Below are 15,613 nucleotides of genomic sequence, written 5' to 3'. Positions count from 1 at the left end.
CGTTATGCGGCTCTAAGAACCGCCCGTTCAGATTTACGTCCGCAACATGTCAAAACGACCGCACCCGGACTTCCCTGGGAAATCCGCGCCGATCGCATGGAATGTCGCGAGTTGGCGCGGTGTTTAGCGGAATCACTGCTGAAAAGCAACCGTTCCGCCAAGTTTATTTTCAAAGCCTTAAAGCTTGGAAAGAATGCTTTCGACCTCAGCGGTCACCTGATCGATCTCTGCCATGCCGTCCACGGACTTGAGCTTGCCCTTGGCATGGTAATAGCCGATCAGCGGTGAGGTCTCCTTGTAGTAGACCTGCAGACGAGCCGTCATGGTCTCCGGAGTGTCATCAGGACGGCGCTTGAAGTGCGTGGAACCGCACTTGTCGCAGACGCCTTCGGCAGCCGGAACCTTATCGGTATCGTGATAGACGCTGCCACACTGTGCACAGGAATAGCGACCGGCAACGCGACGAACCAACTCGTCGTCATTGACACGGAATTCGATGACAACGGAGAGGCCGAGACCTTTTGCCTTCAGCATCGCCTCGGTGGCGTCCGCCTGGACGAGCGTCCTGGGGAAGCCGTCGAGGATGAAGCCGTTGGCACAATCGGGTTGATCGATACGCTCGGAAACGATGGCAATGACGATCTCATCCGAGACGAGCTTGCCGGCGTCCATGACCGCCTTCGCACGCTTGCCGACATCGGTGCCGGCGTTAACCGCTGCACGCAGCATGTCCCCCGTGGAAAGCTGTGGAATGCCGTGCTTTTCCACGATCCGCTGGGCCTGGGTTCCCTTACCCGCGCCCGGCGGCCCCAAAAGGATAAGTCTCATCGCCCCCTCTTTCCTCCACGCAACTTCGATTTCTTGATCAGGCCTTCGTATTGCTGCGCGATCAAGTGACCCTGGATCTGTGCAACCGTATCAAGAGTTACGCTAACCACGATCAAAAGCGAAGTCCCACCAAGGGCTAATGGGATGCCGGTTTGCGACACCAATATCTCCGGAAGGATGCAGACGAAGACCAGATAGAGCGCGCCGATCACCGTGATTCGGGTCAGCACGTAGTCGATATATTCGGCGGTGCGGTCGCCCGGACGGATGCCGGGAATGAAGCCGCCATGCTTCTTCAGATTATCAGCCGTATCCTTCGGATTGAAAACGATGGCCGTGTAGAAGAAGGCGAAGAAGGCGATCAGCGCCGCATAGAGCACCATATAGAGTGGCTGGCCATGACCGAGGGCCGCGACGATCGATGTCGCCCAGGAGGGCATTGCCGTGGTGCTGGCAAAGCCCGCAATCGTTGCCGGCAGAAGCAGCAGCGACGATGCGAAGATTGCCGGAATGACACCTGATGTGTTGAGTTTCAACGGCAGGTGGGACGTATCGCCCTGGAACATCCGGTTGCCGACCTGGCGCTTCGGATACTGGATCAGCAGTCGGCGCTGGGCGCGCTCGACGAAGACGATGATGGCAATGACGGCGATCGCGACGATGATCACGAGCAGGATCAGCGGGGTCGATAGCGCGCCGGTGCGGCCGAGTTCGAGCGTGCCGGCAAGAGCTGTGGGAAGGCCGGCAGCGATGCCGGCGAAGATGATCAGCGAGATGCCGTTGCCGATGCCGCGCGACGTGATCTGCTCGCCGAGCCACATCAGGAACATCGTGCCGCCGAGCAGCGTCAGAACGGTGGAGACGCGGAAGAACCAGCCCGGATCGACGACCAAGCCTTGGCCGCTTTCAAGGCCGGCGGCAATGCCATAGGCCTGCAGCGCACCGAGGATAACGGTACCGTAGCGGGTATACTGGTTGATGATCTTACGGCCCTGCTCGCCTTCCTTCTTGAGGTTTTCGAGCGCCGGCACGACCGAAGTCATCAGCTGCACGATGATCGAGGCAGAGATATAGGGCATGATGCCGAGCGCGAAGATCGCCATGCGCTCAACGGCGCCGCCCGAAAACATGTTGAAAAGGCCGAGAATGCCGCCTGCCTGGCCGCGGAAAGCCTGGGCATAGGCTTCAGGATTGAGGCCTGGAAGCGGAATATGCGTGCCAAGTCGGTAGACGAGGAGAGCTGCCAGTGTGAACCACAAGCGCTTCTTCAAATCCTCGGCTTTGGCGAAGGTCGAAAAATTGAGGTTGGATGCCAATTGTTCCGCTGCAGAAGCCATGCGTTTCTCCGCGCTACCAATTCCGGCGTCTCTGGGGGACAGACCGGACCCGGAATCAGTATGAAATTATTCAAAACCGGGCTTAGGACGGATTGCAACGCAACCCCATGCCTCACCCTTGTTTTCGAGTCTTACCGGCATGACGCGGGCGCGCCAGCCAAGTTTTTGTGAGGCCCACATATGGGAGCAAAATCGCCCGGTGTGAAGCACCCCGGGCGATATATCATCAGATTATTATTCGGCTGCAGCCGGAGCCGAAAGCAGCGTCACGGTGCCGCCGGCCTTTTCGATCTTCTCGACGGCAGGCTTTGAGGCGCCTGCAACGACGATGGTGATCTTGGCCTTGATCTCGCCGTCGGCGAGAATGCGAACGCCGTCCTTGACGCGGCGGATGACACCAGCAGCCTTGAGGGCAGCTGCGTCAACGGTCGTCTTGGCATCGAGCTTGCCGGCGTCAATCGCCGTCTGGATGCGGGCCAGCGACACGACAACAAAATCGGAAGCGAAAATGTTGTTGAAGCCGCGCTTCGGCAGGCGACGATAGATCGGCATCTGGCCGCCCTCGAAGCCATTGATGGCGACGCCCGAACGGGACTTCTGACCCTTCACGCCGCGGCCACCAGTCTTGCCGGAACCCGAGCCGATACCGCGGCCGAGGCGCTTGCGGCTGTGGGTCGAGCCTTCGTTGTCTTTAATTTCATTGAGTTTCATGAGCGTTTCCTCCGTCTCACTTCTCGTCGACGACGCGAACGAGATGCTGGACAGCACGGATCATGCCACGAACGGAAGGGGTATCCTCCAGCGTGCGGCGACGGTGCATCTTGTTCAATCCGAGACCGATCAGCGTGCGCTGCTGGACATCCGGACGGCGAATCGGGCTGCCGATCTGTTCGATCGTGACAGTCTTCGCTTCAGCCTTCTTGGTAGCCTTGGCCATCTGTCAAACTCCTCTTATTCTTCAGAGGCGTTGCCGGAGGCGCTACGACGAGCCTGCAGCGTTGCATACTTGATGCCGCGCTGAGCTGCGATGTCCTTCGGGTGAACCTGGTGCTTCAGAGCGTCGAAGGTGGCGCGAACCATGTTGTAGGGGTTCGACGAACCGGTCGACTTGGCGACGACGTCGTGCATGCCGAGCGTCTCGAATACGGCGCGCATCGGGCCGCCGGCGATGATGCCGGTACCGACCTTGGCCGAGCGCAGCAGAACCTTGCCGGCGCCGTGGCGGCCATGAACGTCGTGATGGAGCGTACGGCCGTCACGCAGCGGTACGAAGATCAGTTCGCGCTTGGCGGCTTCGGTTGCCTTGCGGATGGCTTCCGGCACTTCACGTGCCTTGCCATGGCCGAAGCCGACGCGGCCCTTCTGGTCGCCGACGACGACGAGGGCTGCGAAACCGAAACGACGGCCGCCCTTGACGACCTTGGCGACGCGGTTGATCGCGACAAGCTTGTCGACGAATTCGCTATCGCGCTCTTCACGGCTCTGGCGGTCGTCCCGCTGCGGCCTTCTTTCCTGTGCCATTGTCCTCTTCCTTTTTCTTTTCCGGGTGCAATCGGCAAACAAATGTGGACCGCATCAGCCTCCCCTTTCGGAGAGTGCCTGCGGTCCGGCGAAAATCCGGCCGGCGCTTGAGGCGTCCGGCCGGAAACTGATCAGAAGGTGAGACCGCCTTCGCGGGCCGCTTCGGCGAGAGCCTTGATGCGGCCGTGATAGATGAAGGCGCCACGGTCGAACACGACTTCCGTAACACCGGCCTTGGAGGCGCGCTCTGCGAGGAGCTTGCCCACAACGGTAGCGGCGGCGGTATCGGCACCGGTCTTCAGAGAACCGCGCAGATCCTTCTCGAGGGTGGAGGCAGACGCAAGCGTCTTGCCGGCCACATCATCGATGACCTGGGCGTAGATGTTCTTCGAGGAGCGATGAACCGACAGGCGCGGACGGCCATTGGCCACCGACTTGAGATGACGGCGCACGCGGTTGGCACGACGTGCAAGTGCTTCTTTCCTGCTAGCCATTTCGCGTGATCCTTACTTCTTCTTGCCTTCTTTGCGGACGATCCGCTCGTCAGCGTACTTGACGCCCTTGCCCTTGTAGGGCTCGGGACCGCGATATTCGCGGATTTCGGCGGCAACCTGACCGACCTGCTGCTTGTTGATGCCGCTGACGACGATTTCCGTCGGCTTCGGAACAACGATCGAGATACCGACCGGCGGCTCGTAGATCACGTCGTGGCTGAAACCGAGGGCCAACTGCAGGTTCTTGCCCTGCATGGCGGCGCGGTAACCGACGCCGTTGATTTCAAGCTTGCGCTCGAAACCGTCCTTGACGCCCTTGAAGATGCCTTCGATCATCGTGCGGGACATGCCCCACTTTGCGCGCGCATCCTTGGTCTGGTTCACCGGCGTCACGACGACGGCGTTATTTTCAAGCTTGAGGCTGATTTCGTCGTTAGCAACGAAAAACAGCTCGCCCTTCGGGCCCTTTGCAGTCACCTTCTGGCCATCGACCGTAGCCGTGATCCCAGCAGGTACCTGAACGGGCTTCTTACCGATACGAGACATGTTTCAATCCTGTCTGTTCGCTATGGAGATCCCTGCCCGATCTTAGAAGACCGAGCAAAGAACCTCGCCACCAACGTTCTCTTCGCGAGCCTGGTGATCGGCCATCACACCCTTCGGGGTCGAAAGGATGGTGATGCCGAGACCGTTCGCGACCTGCGGAATGGACTTGACCGAGACATAAACCCGGCGGCCCGGCTTGGACACACGGCCGATCTCACGGATCACCGATGCGCCTTCATAATATTTCAGCTCGATGCTGAGTTCCGACTTGCCATTGCCGAAATCGACAACGGAATAGCCACGGATGTAGCCTTCGGACTGCAGAACATCGAGAACACGTGCACGGAGCTTCGAAGCAGGCGTCGAGACCGACGACTTGCGGCGGGAAGCGCCGTTACGGATGCGAGTGAGCATGTCGCCCAACGGATCAGTCATTGTCATGTAACCTGCTCCTTACCAGCTCGACTTGACGATACCCGGCACCTTGCCGAGATTGCCGAGTTCACGCAGCGCAATACGCGACATGCGCAGTTTGCGGTAATATGCGCGCGGACGCCCCGAAACTTCGCAACGGTTGCGAATACGGGTCTTCGATCCATCACGCGGCAGGGATGCCAGCTTGATCGAGGCCTTGAACCGCTCTTCGATCGGAAGAGCCTGGTTCATGATGATCGCCTTCAACCCAGCCCGCTTAGCGGCCTGGTTAGCGACCGTAGTACGGCGGCGCTTGTTCTTTTCAACTGCGCTTGTCTTCGCCATGTCAGGTTCCTTTTCTACGCTCGTCGTTACGGTTATTGACGGAACGGGAAGCTGAACTCTTTCAGAAGAGCCCGTGCTTCGTCGTCGGTCGTCGCCGTCGTGCAAACGATGATGTCCATGCCCCACATCTGATCAACCTTGTCGTAGTTGATCTCAGGGAACACAATGTGCTCCTTGATGCCCATGGCGAAGTTGCCACGGCCGTCAAAGCTTTTCGGGTTCAGGCCGCGGAAGTCGCGAACGCGCGGGAGCGCGATGTTCACGAGACGGTCCAAGAACTCGTACATGCGGGCGCCGCGCAGGGTGACCTTCGCGCCGATCGGCATCTGTTCGCGGACCTTGAAGCCCGCGATAGAGTTACGTGCGCGGGTGATGACCGGCTTCTGGCCGGCAATCGCTGCGAGGTCGGCGGCAGCTACCGTCGGCTTCTTCGAGTCAGCGGTCGCTTCGCCGACACCCATGTTGATCACGATCTTGTCGAGCTTCGGAATCATCATCTCGTTGGCGTAGGAGAACTGCTCCTGCAACGCCTTGCGGATGCGCTCGACATATTCCTTCTTGAGCCGCGGCTCATATTTTGCCTCAGCCATCGATCACTTCTCCAGAACGCTTGGCCACACGGACCTTCTTGCCGTCAACAACCTTGAAACCGACGCGGGTCGGCTTGCCGTCCTTGTCGATGATTGCAACGTTGGACAGGTGAACCGGGGCTTCCTTGTTGATGATGCCGGCTTCCTGGGTCTGCGTCTGGCGCTGGTGGCGCTTGACGACGTTGACGCCACGAACAACGGCACGATCTTCCTTCGGCATGACCTGGACAACTTCGCCGGTACGGCCCTTGTCCTTGCCAGCGAGCATGACGACCTTGTCGCCCTTACGAATCTTCTGCATCGCTTCGCTCCTTACAGTACTTCGGGAGCCAGCGAGATGATCTTCATGTGGTTCTTGGCGCGAAGTTCGCGCGGAACCGGTCCGAAGATACGGGTGCCGATCGGCTCTTTCTTGTTGTCGATGAGGACTGCTGCGTTGGTGTCGAAGCGGATGACGGAGCCATCTGCACGACGGATGTCCTTGGCGGTGCGAACGACAACCGCCTTCATCACGTCACCCTTCTTCACGCGGCCGCGCGGGATCGCTTCCTTGATCGAAACGACGATGACGTCGCCGATCGAGGCATACTTGCGCTTCGAGCCGCCCAGCACCTTGATGCACATGACACGACGTGCGCCGGAATTATCCGCGACGTCGAGGTTTGTTTGCATCTGAATCATATCAGGTCGCCTTCTTGGTTTACCGGAATGGTTGGGCTAGCCCCCTACTCCGGCTTATGAAAATTTTCGCCGGCCGAGTTGCCATGACGGCAGCACAGACGCGGCAATAGCTGAATAGCGCGGGATCGATCGTGCCAGGGTGGTTTCCCGAACGGGACCTTCCGTGCGCTCAAAGCAAAAGAACGCCCGGCATTCGAGCGTTCTGACGCTGCTTCATACAGATATTTCGGCGAGACGCAAGGCCTCGCGCAAAATTCTGTTACTTGCCCTGGGCGGAAATCACCGTCCAGCGCTTGTCCTTGGAGATCGGCGCGCATTCCTCGATGGATACGGTATCGCCAATCTTGTACTGATTGTTCTCGTCGTGGGCCTTGTACTTCTTGGAACGACGAACGGTCTTCTGGAGCAGCGGGTGAGCGAAACGACGCTCGACACGAACCACTACCGTCTTCTCGTTCTTGTCGCCAACGACGACGCCCTGCAGGATGCGCTTCGGCATATTTTTCTTCCTTTAGGCCTTAACTTCTGCCGCCTTCTGGCGGGCAATGGTTTTCACGCGGGCGATGTCCTTGCGGACTTCGTTGATGCGCGAGGACTTTTCGAGCTGGCCGGTCGCCTTCTGGAAGCGCAGGTTGAACTGCTCCTTCTTCAGCTTGGCAAGCTCGTCCTTGAGTTGGTCGGCGGTGAACGCGCGAACGTCTGAGGCTTTCATGAGCTCAATCCCTTACTCTGCAATGCGCTGAACGAAGCGCGTCTTGACCGAGAGCTTGGCAGAGCCGAGGCGAAGCGCCTCACGGGCGATTTCTTCGCTGACACCGTCGATCTCGAACATCATACGGCCAGGCTTGACCTTGCATGCCCAATATTCAACGGAGCCCTTACCCTTACCCATACGGACTTCGGTCGGCTTTTTGGTTACCGGAACGTCCGGGAACACGCGGATCCATACACGGCCGGCGCGCTTCATATAACGCGTGATCGCGCGGCGGGCCGCTTCGATCTCGCGCGCATTGACGCGGTTGGGTTCCTGTGCCTTCAGGCCGAATTCGCCGAATGCCAGGTCAGAACCGCCCTTGGCGACGCCCTTGATGCGGCCCTTGAACTGCTTGCGGTACTTGGTACGCTTTGGCTGCAACATTTTCTTATTCTCCGAACTTCTCTGCCACGCGCGCTATCAAGCGTTGTCGCGGCGACGGTCTCTGTCGCGGTCACGATCACGGCTTGCCGGACCCTGGGCGTCACCTTCCATCGCGCGGCGCTCGGAAGCCATCGGATCATGCTCAAGGATTTCGCCCTTGAAGATCCAGACCTTGATGCCGCAGATGCCGAACGCGGTTTCTGCTTCAGCCGTGCCGTAGTCGATGTCGGCGCGCAGCGTGTGCAACGGCACACGACCTTCGCGGTACCATTCCGTACGGGCGATTTCAGCGCCGCCGAGACGGCCAGCGCAGGTGATCTTGATGCCTTCGGCGCCAAGACGCATCGCGGACTGAACGGCGCGCTTCATGGCGCGACGGAAAGCCACGCGACGCTCGAGCTGCTGGGCGATCGACTGAGCGACCAGCGTCGCATCGACTTCGGGCTTGCGCACTTCGACGATGTTGAGGTGCGTTTCCGAATTGGTCATCTCCGACAGCTTCTTGCGGAGCTTGTCGATGTCAGCGCCCTTGCGGCCGATGATCAGGCCCGGACGTGCCGAGTGGATCGTGACGCGGCACTTCTTGTGCGGACGCTCGATGACCACCTTGGAGATCCCGGCCTGCTTCAGTTCGCTCATGACGAACTTGCGCATCTTCAGGTCTTCGTGCAGCAGCTGACCGTACTCGGCATTATCCGCAAACCAGCGGCTATCCCAGGTACGGTTGATTCCGAGACGGAAACCGATTGGATTGATTTTCTGACCCATTATGCGGCCTCCTCTGCTGCCTGCACTTCACGAACGACGATCGTCAGGTGCGCGAAGGGCTTTTCGATGCGCGACGCGCGACCGCGGCCACGAGCGTGGAAACGCTTCATGACGATCGACTTGCCGACATAGGCCTCGGCGACAACCAGCGAGTCGACGTCGAGATCGTGGTTGTTCTCGGCGTTGGCGATCGCAGATTCGAGCGTCTTCTTGACGGCGCCTGCGATGCGCTTGCGGGAGAACTCCAGCTCAGCGAGTGCGCGCTCGACCTTCTTGCCACGAATAGCCGCAGCAACCAGGTTGAGCTTCTGGGGGCTGACGCGGAGCGTGCGGGCGACTGCTTGCGCCTCGTTGTCCTTCAGCCGGCGTTCGGCTTTTGCCTTGCCCATTGTTACTTCCTCTTCGCCTTCTTGTCCGCGCCGTGACCGTAGTAGGTGCGGGTCGGAGAGAATTCACCGAATTTGTGGCCGACCATGTCTTCATTGACGCTGACCGGGATATGCTTGCTGCCGTTGTAGACGCCGAAGGTGAGACCGACGAACTGCGGCAGGATCGTGGAGCGACGGCTCCAGATCTTGATCACTTCACTACGACCGCCTTCACGAACCTTCTCAGCCTTCTTGAGAAGATAGCCGTCAACGAACGGACCTTTCCATACTGAACGAGCCATTGGAGACTTCCTCTCTTACTTCTTACGCTGATGACGCGAGCGCATGATCATCTTGTCGGTCGACTTGTTCGACCGGGTGCGCTTGCCCTTGGTCGGCTTGCCCCACGGCGTCACCGGATGGCGACCACCGGAGGTGCGGCCTTCGCCACCGCCGTGCGGATGGTCGACCGGGTTCATGACGACACCGCGGTTATGCGGACGCTTGCCGCGCCAAACGGTACGACCGGCCTTGCCGTCGTTGATGTTGGCGTGATCAGGGTTGGAGACGGCGCCGATCGAAGCAAGGCAGGAGCCATGGACGAGACGCTGTTCACCGGAGTTCAGGCGAAGGATCGCCATGCCCTGGTCGCGGCCGACGAGCTGTGCGTAGCCACCGGCGGAGCGAGCGATCTGACCACCCTTGCCCGGCTTCATTTCCACGTTGTGGATGATGGAGCCGACCGGGATGAACTGCAGCGGCATGGTGTTGCCGGGCTTGACGTCGACAGCCTTCTCGGAAGCGATGACCTTGTCACCGGCAGCGAGGCGCTGAGGAGCGAGGATATAAGCCTTCTCGCCGTCAGCATAGTTGACCAGCGCGATGAAAGCCGTGCGGTTCGGATCGTATTCGATACGCTCGACCGTGCCTTCGACGTCGAACTTACGACGCTTGAAGTCGATCAGACGATAGGTGCGCTTGTGACCGCCGCCGATGAAGCGGGCGGTGATGCGGCCGAGGTTGTTACGACCGCCGCTCTTGGTCAGACCTTCCGTCAGCGCCTTGACCGGCTTGCCCTTGTAGAGGGCCGAGCGGTCGACGATGACCAGCTGGCGCTGGCTCGGGGTGATCGGATTGAAAGTTTTCAATGCCATTTTCTTATACCTCAGAGACCGGTGGAGACGTCGATCGTCTGGCCTTCAGCCAGCGTCACAACAGCCTTCTTCACGTCCTTCTGCTTGCCGACGAAACCGCGGAACCGCTTGGTCTTGCCCTTGCGCAGCAGAGTGTTGACAGCCGTGACCTTGACGCCGAACAGCGCCTCGACCGCAGCCTTGATTTCCGGCTTCGTCGCCTGCTTGGCGACATTGAAAACAACCTGGTTGTTTTCGGATACCAGCGTGGACTTTTCGGTGATCGCCGGAGAGACGATCACATCGTAGTGGCGAAGATCGGTCACTTGAATCGCTCCTCTAGCGCTTCAACCGCAGCCTTGGAAAGCACGAGCTTGCCGCGGCGCACGATATCGTAAACGTTGATGCCCTGGATCGGCAGAACATCGATGTTCGGGATGTTCTGAGCTGCGAGCTTGAAGTTGCCATCAAGCTCTGCGCCGCCGATGAAGAGGGCGTTGGTCAGGCCGAGCGTCTCGAAAACGGACGCGAGCGACTTGGTCTTGGCTTCAGCGGCAACCAAGTTGTCGATGACGATGACGTCATCGGCCTTGATCTTGGCCGAAAGTGCGTGGCGAAGGCCGAGTGCGCGAACCTTCTTCGGAAGATCGTGCTCGTGGCTGCGGACAACCGGGCCGTGAGCCTTGCCGCCGCCGCGGAACTGCGGAGCGCGAGCCGAATGGTGGCGGGCGCGGCCCGTACCCTTCTGCTTGTACATCTTGGCGCCGGTGCGCGAAACTTCCGCGCGGCCCTTAGCCTTGTGCGTGCCCTGCTGCTTCTTGGCAAGCTGCCAGCGGATGACGCGGGCGAGAATGTCTTCGCGGGGCTCGAGGCCGAAAATCGCGTCCGAAAGGGAAACCTTCCCGGCGTCTTTTCCCTCGAGGGTCTTGACGTTGAATTCCATTGATCTGGCTCCCTTACTTCGCGGCCGACTTGACGGCGTCGCGCACGATGATCCAAGCACCCTTGGAACCAGGAACAGCACCCTTGATCAGGATCAGACCACGATCTTCGTCGGTCGAAACTACTTCCAGGTTCTGCGTCGTGACGCGCGTCTGGCCCATGTGACCAGCCATCTTCTTGTTCTTGAAAACCTTGCCCGGATCCTGGCGCGAGCCGGTCGAACCGTGCGAACGGTGCGACACCGACACACCGTGCGTAGCACGCAGACCGCCGAAACCGTGGCGCTTCATGGCGCCGGCAAAACCCTTACCGATCGTCGTGCCCGTCACGTCGACGAGCTGACCGGCAGCAAAGTGACCCGCCTTGATCTCAGTGCCGACTTCGAGCAGTTGATCTTCCGACACGCGGAATTCCGTCAGCTTGGCCTTCGGCTCGACGTTGGCAATGGCAAAGTTGCCGCGCATCGCCTTCGACGTGTTCTTCACCTTCGCCTGGCCGGCACCGAGCTGAACTGCGGTATAGCCATTCTTTTCGACAGTGCGCGTGGCTACGACCTGGCAGCCTTCCATACGCAGTACCGTTACCGGGACATGCTCGCCGGCGTCGTTATAGACGCGGGTCATTCCCACCTTCTGTGCAATCACACCTGAACGCATCGGTTCAATCCTTCTCACTCAGCCCGAAGACCCGAGGTCTCAGAGCTTGATCTCAACATCGACACCGGCGGCGAGATCGAGCTTCATCAGCGCGTCTACCGTCTGCGGGGTCGGGTCAACGATATCGAGAAGGCGCTTATGCGTGCGCATCTCGAACTGTTCGCGGCTCTTCTTGTCGATGTGCGGGGACCGGTTGACCGTAAACTTCTCGATGCGGGTCGGAAGCGGAACGGGGCCCCGGACGCTTGCACCGGTGCGCTTAGCCGTCGATACGATCTCACGCGTGGAGGCGTCGAGAATCCGGTGATCGAACGCCTTCAGGCGGATGCGGATATTCTGGCCGTTCATTCGACTTTATCCTTGTGTCTGTTATCCGCGTGTCACCGCTTAGGGACACGACTTACCTTCAGTTACGTTAGCGGGCCACCGGTTTCAAAGATCGAGAGGGACACCGAGATCGGCGTCCCTATCCTTTCCTTGGGCCAGGTGGCCCAGCCGCTAATTACTCGACGATCGACGCGACGATACCGGCGCCGACGGTGCGGCCGCCTTCGCGGATCGCGAAGCGCAGCTTTTCTTCCATCGCGATCGGAACGATCAGCTCGACCGATACCGTGACGTTGTCGCCCGGCATGACCATCTCCGTACCTTCCGGCAGCGTCACGATGCCCGTCACGTCGGTCGTGCGGAAGTAGAACTGCGGACGGTAGTTGGTGAAGAACGGCGTATGACGGCCACCCTCTTCCTTCGTCAGGATGTAGGCTTCAGCCATGAACTTCTTGTGCGGCTTGACCGAACCCGGCTTGCACAGAATCTGGCCACGCTCAACGCCGTCACGGGTGACGCCGCGGATCAGCGCGCCGATGTTGTCGCCAGCCTGGCCCTGATCGAGCAGCTTGCGGAACATTTCAACGCCGGTCACCGTCGTCTTCGTCGTCAGGCGGATGCCGACGATCTCGACTTCTTCGCCAACCTTGACGATGCCACGCTCGACGCGGCCGGTCACAACCGTGCCGCGGCCCGAGATCGAGAACACGTCTTCGATCGGCAGCAGGAACGGCAGGTTGATCGGACGCTCAGGCGTCGGGATGTAGGCGTCGACAGCGGCCATCAGTTCGCGGATCGAATCCTCGCCGATCTTCTTGTCCGAATCTTCGAGAGCAGCAAGCGCCGAACCCTTGACGATCGGGATATCGTCGCCCGGGAAGTCGTAGGACGACAGCAGTTCGCGCACTTCGAGCTCGACCAGTTCGAGAAGCTCGGCGTCGTCAACCTGGTCAACCTTGTTCAGGAACACCACGATTGCCGGAACGCCAACCTGGCGAGCGAGCAGGATGTGTTCGCGCGTCTGCGGCATCGGGCCGTCAGCGGCCGAGCACACCAGGATCGCGCCGTCCATCTGGGCAGCACCGGTGATCATGTTCTTGACGTAGTCGGCGTGGCCGGGGCAGTCGACGTGGGCGTAGTGGCGGGCCGGCGTCTCGTATTCAACGTGGGCCGTCGAAATCGTGATGCCACGCGCCTTTTCTTCCGGAGCCGCGTCGATCTGGTCGTACGCCTTGTACTCACCGAAGTACTTCGTGATCGCTGCCGTCAGAGACGTCTTGCCGTGGTCAACGTGGCCAATCGTGCCAATGTTGACGTGCGGCTTGTTGCGCTCAAACTTACTCTTTCCCATTTTCGGGTCTCCGTTTTGCTAGTCCCCGAAGGGATCTAATTCTTGTTATCGGTCAATTGGTATTCCGGTCACTTCTGACCGGAATACTTTGCCTGGATTTCAGTTGCGACGTTCGACGGGACCGGCGAATAGTGATCGAAGGTCATCGTGTACTGGGCGCGGCCCTGGGACATGGAGCGCAGGTTGTCGACGTACTTGAACATGTTCGCGAGCGGGACGTTCGCGTTGATGACGACGGCGATACCACGGCTTTCCTGGCCCTGGATCTGACCGCGACGGGAGTTCAGGTCGCCGATAACGTCGCCGACGTAATCTTCCGGGGTGACGACTTCGACCTTCATCATCGGCTCGAGCAGCTGAGCGCCGGCCTTCCTGGCTGCTTCACGGAAGCAGGCACGCGATGCGATTTCGAAGGCGAGAACCGAGGAGTCGACGTCGTGGAACGCGCCGTCGATGAGGGTCGCCTTGACGCCGAGCATCGGGAAGCCTGCGAGCGGACCCGAAGACAGAACGCTTTCGATGCCCTTCTGGACGCCGGGAATGTATTCCTTGGGAACGGAACCGCCGACGATCTTCGATTCGAACTTGAATTCGTCGCCGTCCGGGTTCGGTTCGAAGACGATCTTGACGCGCGCGAACTGGCCGGTACCACCGGACTGCTTCTTGTGCGTATAGTCTTCTTCATGCGTCCTGGTGATGGTTTCGCGGTAGGCAACCTGCGGCGCGCCGACGGTTGCTTCGACCTTGAATTCACGACGCATGCGGTCGACGATGATGTCGAGATGCAGTTCGCCCATGCCGGCGATGATGGTCTGGCCGGATTCCTGGTCGGTCTTGACGCGGAAGGACGGATCTTCAGCAGCCAGGCGATTGAGCGCGAGGCCCATCTTTTCCTGGTCGCCCTTGGTCTTCGGCTCGATGGCGATCTGGATGACCGGCTCCGGGAATTCCATGCGCTCGAGGATAACGGGCTTCAGCGGATCGCAGAGCGTGTCGCCCGTCGTGGTTTCCTTGAGGCCGGCGAGAGCGACGATGTCGCCTGCGAAGGCTTCTTCGATGTCTTCACGCGAGTTGGAGTGCATCTGCAGCATACGGCCGACGCGCTCGCGCTTGTCCTTGACCGTGTTGATGACCGACGTGCCCTTTTCGAGCTTGCCGGAGTAGATGCGGGCGAAGGTCAGCGAACCGACGAAGGGGTCGTTCATGATCTTGAAGGCGAGCATGGAAAGCGGCTCGCTGTCATCGGCGTGACGCTCGATTTCGGCTTCAGTCTTGAAATCGATGCCCTTGATCGCCGGGATGTCCATCGGCGACGGCAGGTAGTCGACAACGGCGTCGAGCAGCGGCTGCACGCCCTTGTTCTTGAAGGCGGTGCCGCAGAACATCGGGTGGAACTTGACGTCGATCGTGCCGCGGCGAACCAGCGCACGGATCTGATCGTTGTCGGGCAGAATGCCTTCGAGGTAAGCTTCGGTGGCGGCTTCGTCGATGTCGACGACCGTCTCGATCAGCTTTTCGCGATATTCTTCCGCCTTGGCCTTCATGTCCTCGGGGATCTCGACGACATCCCACTGGGCGCCGAGCGACTCGTCGCGCCAGATGAGTGCGTTCATCTCGACCAGGTCGATGACGCCCTTGAATTCAGTCTCCGCACCGATCGGCAGCTGCATGACGACAGCCGTTGCACCGAGACGGGTCTTGATCATCTCGACGGAGCGGTAGAAGTCCGCACCGGTCTTGTCCATCTTGTTGCAGAAGATCATCCGCGGGACATTGTATTTTTCAGCCTGGCGCCAGACGGTTTCCGTCTGCGGCTCGACACCGGCGTTGGCGTCGAGCAGCGCGATGGCGCCGTCGAGAACGCGCAGCGAACGCTCGACTTCAATGGTGAAGTCGACGTGGCCGGGAGTGTCGATGATGTTGAAGCGGCGCGTTTTGCCGTCACGGCCCTTCCAGTAGGTCGTGGTGGCAGCAGAGGTGATGGTGATGCCACGCTCCTGCTCCTGCTCCATCCAGTCCATGGTGGCTGCGCCGTCGTGGACTTCGCCGATCTTGTGCGACTTGCCGGTGTAATAAAGAATACGCTCGGTGGTCGTGGTCTTGCCGGCGTCGATATGCGCCATGATACCGAAATTGCGGTAGTCTTCGATCTTATATTCGCGAGCCATTGTGGA

General features: G+C 59.8%; 25 protein-coding genes. All 25 read right to left on the bottom strand.

The window, feature by feature from the left end:
* Positions 1 to 177: 177 nt before the first annotated feature.
* Positions 178 to 828 carry an adenylate kinase gene (locus BA011_RS04915; RefSeq protein ID WP_065279614.1) on the bottom strand — a complete coding sequence of 217 codons (651 nt, stop codon included), beginning with the start codon at positions 826 to 828 and terminating at the stop codon, positions 178 to 180.
* Positions 825 to 2,165 (bottom strand): preprotein translocase subunit SecY, encoded by a 1,341-nt coding sequence (gene secY / locus BA011_RS04910; protein ID WP_003547569.1) that lies wholly within the window; start codon positions 2,163 to 2,165, stop codon positions 825 to 827. Before secY ends, BA011_RS04915 begins: the two co-directional genes overlap by 4 nt.
* A gap of 234 nt (positions 2,166 to 2,399) precedes the next feature.
* On the bottom strand, positions 2,400 to 2,876 hold the full coding sequence (rplO, locus tag BA011_RS04905; RefSeq protein ID WP_065279613.1) for a 50S ribosomal protein L15: 477 nt from the start codon (positions 2,874 to 2,876) through the stop codon (positions 2,400 to 2,402).
* A 16-nt stretch (positions 2,877 to 2,892) separates the two neighbouring features.
* Positions 2,893 to 3,102: a 50S ribosomal protein L30 gene (rpmD, locus tag BA011_RS04900; protein WP_003547566.1), complete on the bottom strand. Its 210-nt coding sequence runs from the start codon at positions 3,100 to 3,102 to the stop codon at positions 2,893 to 2,895.
* Between the two features lie 14 nt (positions 3,103 to 3,116).
* Positions 3,117 to 3,686 (bottom strand): 30S ribosomal protein S5, encoded by a 570-nt coding sequence (rpsE, locus tag BA011_RS04895; RefSeq protein ID WP_003547565.1) that lies wholly within the window; start codon positions 3,684 to 3,686, stop codon positions 3,117 to 3,119.
* A gap of 131 nt (positions 3,687 to 3,817) precedes the next feature.
* The gene (gene rplR / locus BA011_RS04890; protein WP_003547564.1) at positions 3,818 to 4,180 is read right to left on the bottom strand and encodes a 50S ribosomal protein L18; all 363 of its coding nucleotides are present in this window, start codon (positions 4,178 to 4,180) and stop codon (positions 3,818 to 3,820) included.
* Positions 4,181 to 4,192: 12 nt separating this feature from the next.
* On the bottom strand, positions 4,193 to 4,726 hold the full coding sequence (rplF, locus tag BA011_RS04885) for a 50S ribosomal protein L6 (RefSeq protein WP_017963907.1): 534 nt from the start codon (positions 4,724 to 4,726) through the stop codon (positions 4,193 to 4,195).
* A 42-nt stretch (positions 4,727 to 4,768) separates the two neighbouring features.
* The gene (gene rpsH / locus BA011_RS04880; protein WP_065279612.1) at positions 4,769 to 5,167 is read right to left on the bottom strand and encodes a 30S ribosomal protein S8; all 399 of its coding nucleotides are present in this window, start codon (positions 5,165 to 5,167) and stop codon (positions 4,769 to 4,771) included.
* Between the two features lie 12 nt (positions 5,168 to 5,179).
* Positions 5,180 to 5,485 carry a 30S ribosomal protein S14 gene (gene rpsN / locus BA011_RS04875; RefSeq protein ID WP_003547561.1) on the bottom strand — a complete coding sequence of 102 codons (306 nt, stop codon included), beginning with the start codon at positions 5,483 to 5,485 and terminating at the stop codon, positions 5,180 to 5,182.
* 32 nt (positions 5,486 to 5,517) lie between these two features.
* The gene (rplE, locus tag BA011_RS04870; protein WP_027668957.1) at positions 5,518 to 6,075 is read right to left on the bottom strand and encodes a 50S ribosomal protein L5; all 558 of its coding nucleotides are present in this window, start codon (positions 6,073 to 6,075) and stop codon (positions 5,518 to 5,520) included.
* Positions 6,068 to 6,376: a 50S ribosomal protein L24 gene (gene rplX, locus BA011_RS04865; RefSeq protein WP_003547559.1), complete on the bottom strand. Its 309-nt coding sequence runs from the start codon at positions 6,374 to 6,376 to the stop codon at positions 6,068 to 6,070. The genes rplE and rplX overlap by 8 nt, the downstream gene beginning before the upstream one ends.
* An 11-nt stretch (positions 6,377 to 6,387) precedes the next feature.
* Positions 6,388 to 6,756 carry a 50S ribosomal protein L14 gene (gene rplN / locus BA011_RS04860; RefSeq protein WP_003547558.1) on the bottom strand — a complete coding sequence of 123 codons (369 nt, stop codon included), beginning with the start codon at positions 6,754 to 6,756 and terminating at the stop codon, positions 6,388 to 6,390.
* Positions 6,757 to 7,015: 259 nt separating this feature from the next.
* Positions 7,016 to 7,255 carry a 30S ribosomal protein S17 gene (gene rpsQ / locus BA011_RS04855; RefSeq protein ID WP_003547557.1) on the bottom strand — a complete coding sequence of 80 codons (240 nt, stop codon included), beginning with the start codon at positions 7,253 to 7,255 and terminating at the stop codon, positions 7,016 to 7,018.
* Between the two features lie 12 nt (positions 7,256 to 7,267).
* Positions 7,268 to 7,468 (bottom strand): 50S ribosomal protein L29, encoded by a 201-nt coding sequence (gene rpmC / locus BA011_RS04850; RefSeq protein WP_003558545.1) that lies wholly within the window; start codon positions 7,466 to 7,468, stop codon positions 7,268 to 7,270.
* 12 nt (positions 7,469 to 7,480) lie between these two features.
* Positions 7,481 to 7,894: a 50S ribosomal protein L16 gene (gene rplP / locus BA011_RS04845; protein WP_003547555.1), complete on the bottom strand. Its 414-nt coding sequence runs from the start codon at positions 7,892 to 7,894 to the stop codon at positions 7,481 to 7,483.
* 36 nt (positions 7,895 to 7,930) lie between these two features.
* On the bottom strand, positions 7,931 to 8,662 hold the full coding sequence (gene rpsC / locus BA011_RS04840; RefSeq protein WP_003547554.1) for a 30S ribosomal protein S3: 732 nt from the start codon (positions 8,660 to 8,662) through the stop codon (positions 7,931 to 7,933).
* Positions 8,662 to 9,051, bottom strand: a complete 390-nt coding sequence (gene rplV / locus BA011_RS04835; RefSeq protein ID WP_003547553.1) for a 50S ribosomal protein L22 — start codon at positions 9,049 to 9,051, stop codon at positions 8,662 to 8,664. Before rplV ends, rpsC begins: the two co-directional genes overlap by 1 nt.
* Before the next feature lie 2 nt (positions 9,052 to 9,053).
* Positions 9,054 to 9,332 carry a 30S ribosomal protein S19 gene (gene rpsS, locus BA011_RS04830; RefSeq protein ID WP_003547552.1) on the bottom strand — a complete coding sequence of 93 codons (279 nt, stop codon included), beginning with the start codon at positions 9,330 to 9,332 and terminating at the stop codon, positions 9,054 to 9,056.
* A gap of 15 nt (positions 9,333 to 9,347) precedes the next feature.
* Positions 9,348 to 10,184, bottom strand: a complete 837-nt coding sequence (gene rplB / locus BA011_RS04825; RefSeq protein WP_003547551.1) for a 50S ribosomal protein L2 — start codon at positions 10,182 to 10,184, stop codon at positions 9,348 to 9,350.
* 11 nt (positions 10,185 to 10,195) lie between these two features.
* Entirely contained in the window at positions 10,196 to 10,489 is a 294-nt protein-coding gene (locus BA011_RS04820) for a 50S ribosomal protein L23 (RefSeq protein ID WP_003547550.1), read from the bottom strand.
* Positions 10,486 to 11,106 carry a 50S ribosomal protein L4 gene (gene rplD, locus BA011_RS04815; RefSeq protein WP_003547549.1) on the bottom strand — a complete coding sequence of 207 codons (621 nt, stop codon included), beginning with the start codon at positions 11,104 to 11,106 and terminating at the stop codon, positions 10,486 to 10,488. The genes BA011_RS04820 and rplD overlap by 4 nt, the downstream gene beginning before the upstream one ends.
* Positions 11,107 to 11,119: 13 nt before the next feature.
* Complete coding sequence (gene rplC / locus BA011_RS04810) at positions 11,120 to 11,761, bottom strand: 50S ribosomal protein L3 (RefSeq protein WP_003547548.1); 642 nt, start codon at positions 11,759 to 11,761, stop codon at positions 11,120 to 11,122.
* A gap of 39 nt (positions 11,762 to 11,800) precedes the next feature.
* Entirely contained in the window at positions 11,801 to 12,109 is a 309-nt protein-coding gene (rpsJ, locus tag BA011_RS04805; RefSeq protein WP_003547547.1) for a 30S ribosomal protein S10, read from the bottom strand.
* Between the two features lie 154 nt (positions 12,110 to 12,263).
* Entirely contained in the window at positions 12,264 to 13,439 is a 1,176-nt protein-coding gene (gene tuf, locus BA011_RS04800; RefSeq protein ID WP_065279611.1) for an elongation factor Tu, read from the bottom strand.
* Between the two features lie 68 nt (positions 13,440 to 13,507).
* Positions 13,508 to 15,607: an elongation factor G gene (fusA, locus tag BA011_RS04795; RefSeq protein ID WP_017993648.1), complete on the bottom strand. Its 2,100-nt coding sequence runs from the start codon at positions 15,605 to 15,607 to the stop codon at positions 13,508 to 13,510.
* Between the last annotated feature and the right edge of the window lie 6 nt (positions 15,608 to 15,613).

The organism is Rhizobium leguminosarum, from assembly GCF_001679785.1.
Classification (GTDB): domain Bacteria; phylum Pseudomonadota; class Alphaproteobacteria; order Rhizobiales; family Rhizobiaceae; genus Rhizobium; species Rhizobium leguminosarum_R.
The sequence above is the reverse complement of the archived record's forward strand: the minus strand, read 5'-3'. Positions and strand labels throughout refer to the sequence as shown.